We start from the raw sequence: 1,272 nt of genomic DNA, 5'->3' as shown, positions 1-1,272 counted from the left end.
TCAGTAGACCGAAAACTTTTGCGATCGTCAAAAAATAGTAACCTGTGATACAGTTTTTCAAGAATTCAAAAAAGTTGCTCGTTTTTCATGATTGATAAAGGAAACTTATGAGTCAGCTTGTTCTACGTCAAATACACTTCATTGACTACTCCATAATTACGGTCTATAGTTTGACGTAAAAATTCCAACATTTGTTTGAGAGTAAATAGAGAAGATAAAGCTTTTTTACTACTTCTTCTTAAAGCACTAAGGTAATACCATAATAGATAAATCCAAATATTAATAATTAAAAATGCTAACGCTACAAATAAAAACCTAATGATTGGATTTTTAACAGTTGTTTTGATACGGCATTGATTTTTCATCCGATAGCTGCTTTCAATTCCGAAACGCAGACGATAGTCATCATGTATTGAATGTAATGACAACTTAACTTTCTGGATAGCATAAATAAAAAACTCTCGTCCATGCTCTCGCCTTTTTCCTTTTTTATATGTGCAGACTATCCAAACATGAAAAGTTACTGAACCATATTTATCGCTGTTCAAAGTGTAGGTTGTTTTATAACTACGCCTACCCCTGATTAATTGTCTAGTACCTCCATGCTTACCTCGAATAATAGCTGGCATTTCAAAGGGGATGCCTAAAGCTTGTAGCCATCGAATCACTGGTACACAGAAAAACTCTCTATCTAAATACAATCGCTCGATTCTTAACTTAGTTGGTTCCATTAATGCTAAAAGATAGGTAATAATTGCAACTAAAGTATCTTGTTTTCTCACAGCTTTAATAGCTAGAGTTACTCGTTTATTCTTTTTAATTACATATAAAGTTGCATAAGCATAAAAAGAACAAGTACCACTTTTAGCTTGACTTCTATAAATATATGGTGCTTCTTCCAGTGATGGCTCACCATAATATGGAATTAGGTTAAAATCGATGGCAGTTTTTTGTTGTCCTTGTTGAATACCATCTGGCAAACGATTTTGAAGTGCTTTGTTGAAATCTGACTCAAGACTTTGAAGATCTTCATATTTCTCCAAGTGGTAATGAATATTCTTACTTGTGGGAACATTTTTTAAAACTTTACTCGTGTTTTCTATACTATCTTTCTGTGTGGCGGCTCGAATTAAAATTTCAAAAATATTCTTTTGCTCACATTGACCTTGAGTCTTAATTGGAATATGTTCTGTTAAGCAGTCAACCACTTCGTCCAATGTTTTACTATCAGTTAAAACTGGGGCATTTGCTGTACTCACCTTGCCTTAATAC

1 protein-coding gene is annotated in these 1,272 nt (G+C 33.3%); it reads right to left on the bottom strand.

All coding sequences use genetic code 11. From position 1 onward, the window contains the following. Positions 1-122: 122 nt before the first annotated feature. Positions 123-1,259, bottom strand: coding sequence for an ISH3 family transposase (locus AABK37_RS41395; RefSeq protein WP_432557180.1), 1,137 nt, complete (start codon positions 1,257-1,259; stop codon positions 123-125). Positions 1,260-1,272 lie beyond the last annotated feature (13 nt).

The organism is Tolypothrix sp. VBCCA 56010 (genome assembly GCF_050875635.1).
Taxonomy (GTDB): Bacteria; Cyanobacteriota; Cyanobacteriia; order Cyanobacteriales; family Nostocaceae; genus Hassallia.
This window is presented reverse-complemented; position numbering and strand designations above follow the sequence as displayed.